Origin of the sequence: Tissierella sp., from assembly GCF_052089545.1 — a bacterium.
Taxonomy (GTDB): Bacteria; Bacillota; Clostridia; order Tissierellales; family Tissierellaceae; genus Tissierella_A.
The window spans coordinates 1-7,295 of record NZ_JBQDAA010000123.1; the positions used below are offsets into that span (position 1 = coordinate 1).

Consider the following 7,295-nt stretch of genomic DNA (forward strand, 5'->3'; position numbering starts at 1 on the left):
CATTATAGAAGGCTTCCACAGACAGCTAAGGAAAGTGACCAAGACCAAGACTATGTTTCCTTCAGATCAAGCTCTTGAAAAGATACTCTACCTTGCAAGTCAAAATGTGATAAAGAAATGGACTCAGAGATATAGAAACTGGGATCTCATATTAAACCAGTTAATAATATTCTTCGATGGAAGAATTGAGCCATATCTTTAAAATGAAGCCTTAATAATCTTTGAATTTAAAAAACACACTTTAAAAATTGAGTATAGTTATAAAAATATATTTATATTAAGATATAACTACTCATAATTAAAATTATTGCCAAAACTAATCATTTTAATGCATAAAATAAAATAATTTGGGCAAAGATAAAAACAAGTTATTAAATTGTTAAATTTTTACAACTAAATATTTCTTGTCAGTTTAGAGATGTTTTTCTCTCTAAAGCACAAAGTTATTTACATTCTCAAATTTAATATTTAAAACAATAAAATCCATAACGAAATTTCGTTATGGATTTTATTATTTATTATAAATATAATTTATAATTCTCTTCTATTTTCCATTGCCTTTGAAAGTGTAACTTCATCAAAGTATTCAAGATCTCCACCTATTGGAATACCGTGGGCTATTCTTGAAACTTTTACCCCTAGTGGTTTTACAAGTCTTGATATATAAAGGGCTGTAGCTTCTCCTTCTACTGTTGGATTTGTAGCCAAGATTATTTCTTTAACCTTACCATCTTCTAGTCTATTTAAGAGTTCTTTTACCTTTATATCGCTTGGACCAATGTTATCCATAGGAGAAATAACGCCATGAAGCACATGGTATTCACCCTTGTATTCACGGGATTTTTCCATAGCTATTATATCTTTTGCACCTTCTACTACACATATAATAGATTCATCTCTATTTGCATTTTGGCAAAGTATACATGGATCTATATCTGTAAGATTTTGGCATATACTACAAAGCTTTATCTTTTCTTTTGCTTCAAGTATAGCTTCTGATATCTTTTCAGCTTCTAAGTTTTCCATCTCAAGTATAAAAAATGCAAGTCTTTGGGCAGTCTTTTTACCTATTCCTGGTAATTTGGATAGCTGATCAATTAAGTTTGCTATAGGTACTGCATACTGCTCCATACTTATTCCTCCTAATTAAAGTCCTGGTATATTCATTCCACCAGTTAACTTACCCATTTCTTTTTCCATCATAGCCTCAGCTTTTCTAAGTCCTTCATTTACTGCTGCTAAAACTAGATCTTCTAGCATTTCTACATCTTCTGCATCTACTACTGACTCATCTATATCTATGCTTAGTAATTCTCTTTTTCCATTTACAACTGCTTTTATAGCTCCTCCACCAGCTGTTACTTCAATTTCTTTTTCCTCTACTTGTTTTTGTGTTTTTTCCATTTCCTTTTGCATCTTTTGCATTTGCTTCATCATGTTACCCATATTTCCTCCACCCATGCCTGGGAATTTACCTCTTGCCATTTTTACATCTTCCTTTCTTAATCTATTTTTACTCTATCTTCTCCAAAAAAGTCTATTACTTTTTTTATAGCTTCATCATCACTTTCTTCTTTAGGCTTAGTATTTAAACTTCCTAAAGAAAAATTTATTACTATCTCTATATTAAAATATTTAGATATTACATCCTCTACAAATTTTTTATTGTCTTCTTTACTTATTGCACTATAGTGAAAGCCAAAATCTTCATCATAGTTTATTTCTAGTTGATTGTTTTCAAAGTTTTTTAGCTTACCTTCCATAATAAGCGCATAAAGACTTATTTTTTTAGTTTTTATTTCTTTTAATACAAGGTCCCAATGATTTATTATAGTTTCAAGATCTAAGTCTGTAAAACTTTCACCTTCAGCCTTGTCAATTGTCTTTTCTACATCTTTTGTACTTGTAGGCTTTTGTGCTGGTCTTTCTACTACACTTTTATTAGAAGGTTGAACTTTAGAATCTTTTTGTACCACTTCTTTTTTTACTTCTTTATTAGGTACAAAACCTTCTTCAAGTTTTTTAATTCTATCTAATAGGGATAGTTCCTTTTCTATATCTACCATTTTTATAATAGCTATTTCAAGAATAAGTCTTACTTCTCCAGACCACTTTCCTTTGTTTTCAGCATCTATTAGAATATTTATTGCATTTAGAATAAATTCTATATTAACATTTTCACATTGACCTTTAAATCTTTCAATATTATCTATCTCTATTATAGTCTCTGGATTTTTAGATGACTTTACTATCATTAAATTTCTAAAATGTCCTATTAAATCCTTTACCAACTGATTTATATCTTTTCCGCTTGCATTTATCTCATCTAAGGTATTTAGTGAATCTTCTAATCCCTTTTCTATGATCTTATCTACTAATTTAAAAATAATGTCATGGTTTGCTATTCCAAGAAGTTCTAATGCGTCTTCATATTCTATACGTGTATTTGAAAAAGACACACATTGATCAAGTAAACTTAAAGCATCTCTCATAGCACCGTCTGAGTTTCTAGCTATTAGACTAAGTACACTATCATCTACTTCCATCTCTAGTTCTTCTGTTATCATCCTCATGTTTTTAACTATATCTTCATTTTTAATTCTCTTAAAGTCAAACCTCTGACATCTAGAAAGAATAGTTTGAGGAAGTCTTTCTGGTTCTGTAGTTGCTAAGATAAATATAAGATGCTTAGGCGGTTCTTCTAATGTTTTTAAAAAAGCATTGAAGGCTGAAGGACTAAGCATATGTACCTCATCTATTATATATACCTTTTTCTTTATATTAGTAGGGGGGTATATTACCTTTTCCCTTAGTTCTCTAATATCATTTACACTGTTGTTACTAGCAGCATCCATTTCCATTACATCTATTGTGGTTTCTCCTAGTATTTCAAGACAGTTTTTACACTTATTACACGGTTCACCATCTTCTGAGTCTAAGCAGTTTACAGCCCTTGCAAAGATTTTGGCAGCAGAAGTTTTCCCAGTTCCTCTTATACCGGAAAAGAGATAAGCATGACCTATATTACCCTTTTGGATTTGATTTTTTAAAGTTGTAGTTATATGATGCTGACCTAATAGTTCTTTAAAGGTCTTAGGCCTGTACCTTCTATAAAGAGCCTTATACATAAATCTCCACCTATTCGTTTCTATTTGTTTGTATACTTATATTATATCAGATATAAAAGAGTTTTACACATATAAAACGTATTTCATATTATCAATAATATTATTTAAATATATTTTGGAATAATATCTTAACCTTTTTATAATTTTATTTAATAAAAATATAAGAAAGTAAATAACCTATTATCAGCCCACCAAAGTGTGCTGTTGCACTTATATTTGGTACCGCTATAGTAAGTAGTACATTGATTCCAAGAAGCTGTAAGATGCTTTTTCGGCCTTCTTTAGTAACCATATCTCTATGTCTATGGATTAAATATACAAATGCTCCAAATAGTCCAAACAGACTCCCCGATGCTCCTGCAGATATAGTATCAAAACCAAAGAAAAATGTTGCTATATTTCCTCCTAGACCTGTCAATAAAAAGAATAGTAAGTATTTTTTAGCTCCCATAAGTCTTTCTATTTGTGGTCCAAAAATATATAAGGCGTATCCATTGAAAAATATATGCATAAATCCTATATGAATAAAAATAGAAGTTATAAGCCTATAATATTCATTATAAATTAAAATAAAAGGAGGATATAAGGCCCCATATTTTACAAGTGTTTCAGGATCTGTAGTGCCTCCATTTAAAGTGATAAATATAAAGTAGATTATCATTATAACTAACATGACAAAAGTCACTTTAGCTCTATTGTAAAAGTTTCTTAACTTATTGTTTTCCAATCTTGCACCTCCTTAAGATATATCTCTATACCTTTTTTATATCATATCTTTATTTTCTATTTCCTTTATAGTATATGTTACCCTTAGTCTTTAAATTAAATATATATCTAGATATTTAATATTATATCAGTAGTTTGAAATGGTTCAATCCTTTATTTTATCTATTATTATATTCCCTATCTAATAATAGTTGTTTCAGTTGACAAGCCTACTATTGTATACTAATATTGTCTTAACAAATTAATATTTAAAACAACCTCTAATATTAGGGGCAGTGAGGAGTAATAATATGAAGATTGCCATTGCCATGTGTGGTAAAACTGCTGGAAGATGTTCAACTATGGGCTGCTTTAGAGCTTATAACAATAAAGACAAGTATTTTAGTGTCTATAAGGATATAGATACAGAACTTTTAGCCTTCTTTAATTGCAATATGTGCTTTGAAAATGGAGAAGAAAAGTTAAAAAAGATAGCAAATAAACTTAAAGATAATAAGGTTGAAAAGCTTCATCTAGGTGTATGTGCTGTAAAATGTAAAGAGGACAACTTAGAAGAAATAAAGAAGGTCTTTACAGATTTAGCTATCGATGTAATAGAAGGAACACATTAGATATAATAGTTAAAGCAAAAAAAATGTAGAACTATTTCAAAATAGTTCTACATTTTTTATTTTAATAAATTTATTTAATCTTTATTATCTTATATACCTTTTTGATGTAAGTCTTCTTTTAATTTTTTTTCGCCCATATATATGGTTCCAAGTATTCCTGTAATTATCATTATAGCTCCTACTATGTCATATAGACCAAAATCTTCTTTTAGTATTATTACCCCTGCTAATATAGCTACAACTGTACTTATATTTCCAAATATAGCCGATTGATAAACTGGAAGTTTTGAAATAGAATAATTTAAGCAAAAAAACGCTATAATTGAAGATAGAATTGCTAAGTAGGATAAAGATATTAAACTATTTACACTAAACATAGGAGTAAAATATTCATTTAATGTTCCATTATATGCTTTCATAACAAATAATATGGCATTAAAGGATATTGCACCTATCCACATCATGACATAAGTTATTTCTACAGGTGTAAAGTTTGTAGATGCTTTTTTAGAACCTATGTTATAAAGTGCACCTGATATTACTGCCATAAATAATAGCAATACCCCTAAGTAACTTCCAGAGCTAGCTGTTTTATCTTTCATAATATTTATAAGAACTACGCCCGATACTGAAAGGAATATAAAGGCAATTTGAGATTTTAAAAGCCTTTCATCTAAAAATATCCTTGCAAATATAGCTACAAATATTGGAATAAGTGAAAGTACTAAACCTGATTCTGAAGTTGTACTTAAGTCTATACCTTTTACCTCAAATAAGAAATATAATACTGGCTGAAGTATAGCTGTTAAAACAACTATTTTTAATCTTTTCCCTTGGAGATCTATTTTTATGACTTTAAAAAGTTTAAGTGCTGTCAAGACAATGCTTGCAATTAAAAATCTGTAGGCTACAAGTTCAATTGTATTCATAGTTGTAAGACCCATTTTGGCAAACAAAAAAGACAATCCAAATATTACTGAATATGTCACCGCTGCCGAAATAGGAAGTAATTTTTCCTTATCCATAATCCACCTCCATAAATATATCCTAGTATAAAACAATATATCATATTTTATGGTTTATTGTAATCAAATCTTATGATAAAATAGATCGGATTAATTATAGAAATTAAGATCTAAAGTATATTTATATTATGTATCTATATACTTAGTGTGATTGTTTACTCACATGCTAGTATCTGTTTTCATATTTACAAAATAATATTTGAGGGTCACATTATTTCAAGAGATCTGAGCCCCTCATAATTAACTTCTCTAGAAATTAACACTAATGCCAAATATTAACCATTTGACATTATTATAAATTTAAGCTATAATATACTTCTGTAAGCACATTTGGAGAAATGGCCGAGTTGGCTGAAGGCGCTCGCCTGGAAAGCGGGTAAACGTGTGAGCGTTTCGAGGGTTCGAATCCCTCTTTCTCCGCCATTTATAAATTTTGCCGTGCTAGATGGGGAGTTAGCGGCACCTTATAACCTGCAATCCGCTATAGCAGGGTTGAACTCCCAGTGGAGGCATTCCTATTGTAGGGTCTGCCCCAGGTAAGTGGCGTTGACGATCGGGTCTTGCGCAACGGAAACTCATGAATCCCGTCAGGTCCGGAAGGAAGCAGCGGTAAGTGAATCCTTCCGTGTGCCGCGAGGTCACCTGGTCCGAGTTAACTGCTTGGGTAACGCCTGGAATAGGCTGTCGATATTGGGTGCACGGCTACATAATAAAAAAACTATAGTCATTTGACTATAGTTTTTTTATGTCTTTTTTTATCTTCTTATAAATTATTTACTATATTTATAGGTCTTTTACCGTCTAAAACTCTTTCTATATTATTCCACGCATTTTTTTGCATATTTACCATATCTTCAGTAGTTATACCTGCCATATGGGTTGTCAGTATTAATTTATCCTTTATCTCTTCTCGTAAATTTAATAAAGGATGGTCTTTACTTGGTGGTTCTGGACTAATAGTATCAAGTGCTGCCATTCCTATTTGTCCATCTTTAAGTGCATTTGCTAGATCCAATTGATTTATTATCTCTCCTCTTGCAGTATTTACAAGAATAGAATCTTTTTTCATGATTTTAAGCTTATCTTTATTTATTACTCCTTCAGTTTTTGGAGTTAAAGGAGTATGAAGACTTACTATATCACAAGTTTTTAAAAGTTCATCTAGTTCAAGATAGTCTATATCATATTCTTTTTCTTTATCCGGTTTTCTACTATTAGAATTATAACTTATTTTTGGACCAAATGCCTTTAATCTTTTAACAAGCTCTATTCCTATATCTCCAAGGCCTACTATGCCAACATGGGTAGATTTAAGAGTTCTTGTTCCCCTTTCTTTGTAGTCATTGTAACTTTCTTCAAACCTAAATCTTTTAATATCCTTATCCGCCTCAACTGTTCTTCTTAAAGATGCTAAGATAAGTCCGATGGTGTGCTCAGAAACAGATACCTTATTTATTCCTTTTCCATTACAAACATATATGCCTTTTTCTTTTGCGGCTTCAATATCTACTCCATCATATCCTACTCCCATAGTTTGAATTAGTTGTGCATCTTCTAACTTTTCTATCATATTTCTATTTAGTCTAGTTTCACCTAGAAGTATAATCTTAGCTCCCTTACTTTTTTCTATAAACTCCTTATCACTATAGCCACCTTCTAAATAAGAAATTTCAATATTTTGGGGCTGTTTTATATCAAACTCTTCTAAAGCTTTCTTTTCTATTGTTGCTAAAACCTTTATCATTTCTTCTTCTCCTCTTTAAATCAAGTAGTATTTTTCAATACTTCTGATTCTTTTTTTATTA

The 7,295-nt window shown here is 30.4% G+C and carries 7 protein-coding genes, 1 tRNA gene, 1 other RNA gene and 1 pseudogene; 4 read left to right on the top strand and 6 right to left on the bottom strand.

Translation table 11 applies throughout. From position 1 onward, the window contains the following. Window positions 1-202, top strand: a pseudogene (locus ACTHW2_RS08975) (IS256 family transposase); the annotation flags it as partial. 329 nt (window positions 203-531) lie between these two features. Here the strand turns inward: ACTHW2_RS08975 and recR are convergent. The 4 genes from recR to ACTHW2_RS08995 all read right to left on the bottom strand — a co-directional run bounded on the left by recR (window position 532) and on the right by ACTHW2_RS08995 (window position 3,855). Further along, window positions 532-1,131 carry a recombination mediator RecR gene (gene recR / locus ACTHW2_RS08980; RefSeq protein WP_442263600.1) on the bottom strand — a complete coding sequence of 200 codons (600 nt, stop codon included), beginning with the start codon at window positions 1,129-1,131 and terminating at the stop codon, window positions 532-534. 15 nt (window positions 1,132-1,146) lie between these two features. Then, the gene (locus tag ACTHW2_RS08985; protein WP_442263601.1) at window positions 1,147-1,485 is read right to left on the bottom strand and encodes a YbaB/EbfC family nucleoid-associated protein; all 339 of its coding nucleotides are present in this window, start codon (window positions 1,483-1,485) and stop codon (window positions 1,147-1,149) included. A gap of 17 nt (window positions 1,486-1,502) precedes the next feature. Continuing rightward, complete coding sequence (gene dnaX / locus ACTHW2_RS08990) at window positions 1,503-3,128, bottom strand: DNA polymerase III subunit gamma/tau (protein ID WP_442263602.1); 1,626 nt, start codon at window positions 3,126-3,128, stop codon at window positions 1,503-1,505. Window positions 3,129-3,273: 145 nt separating this feature from the next. Next, window positions 3,274-3,855, bottom strand: coding sequence for a rhomboid family intramembrane serine protease (locus ACTHW2_RS08995; RefSeq protein WP_442263603.1), 582 nt, complete (start codon window positions 3,853-3,855; stop codon window positions 3,274-3,276). Window positions 3,856-4,144: 289 nt separating this feature from the next. On the opposite strand from ACTHW2_RS08995, the gene ACTHW2_RS09000 reads away from it, so the two are divergent. Next, window positions 4,145-4,465, top strand: a complete 321-nt coding sequence (locus ACTHW2_RS09000; protein WP_442263604.1) for a CGGC domain-containing protein — start codon at window positions 4,145-4,147, stop codon at window positions 4,463-4,465. 89 nt (window positions 4,466-4,554) lie between these two features. Here ACTHW2_RS09000 and ACTHW2_RS09005 read toward each other — a convergent pair whose 3' ends face one another. After that, the gene (locus ACTHW2_RS09005) at window positions 4,555-5,490 is read right to left on the bottom strand and encodes a DMT family transporter (protein ID WP_442263605.1); all 936 of its coding nucleotides are present in this window, start codon (window positions 5,488-5,490) and stop codon (window positions 4,555-4,557) included. A 332-nt stretch (window positions 5,491-5,822) separates the two neighbouring features. On the opposite strand from ACTHW2_RS09005, the gene ACTHW2_RS09010 reads away from it, so the two are divergent. Together ACTHW2_RS09010 and ffs are read left to right on the top strand one after the other, a co-directional pair. Beyond that, window positions 5,823-5,913 (top strand) — tRNA-Ser (locus ACTHW2_RS09010). Between the two features lie 13 nt (window positions 5,914-5,926). Continuing rightward, an RNA gene (gene ffs / locus ACTHW2_RS09015) (signal recognition particle sRNA large type) lies at window positions 5,927-6,192 on the top strand. Window positions 6,193-6,253: 61 nt separating this feature from the next. On the opposite strand, the gene ACTHW2_RS09020 is transcribed toward ffs, so the two are convergent. Next, window positions 6,254-7,234, bottom strand: a complete 981-nt coding sequence (locus ACTHW2_RS09020; protein WP_442263606.1) for a 2-hydroxyacid dehydrogenase — start codon at window positions 7,232-7,234, stop codon at window positions 6,254-6,256. Between the last annotated feature and the right edge of the window lie 61 nt (window positions 7,235-7,295).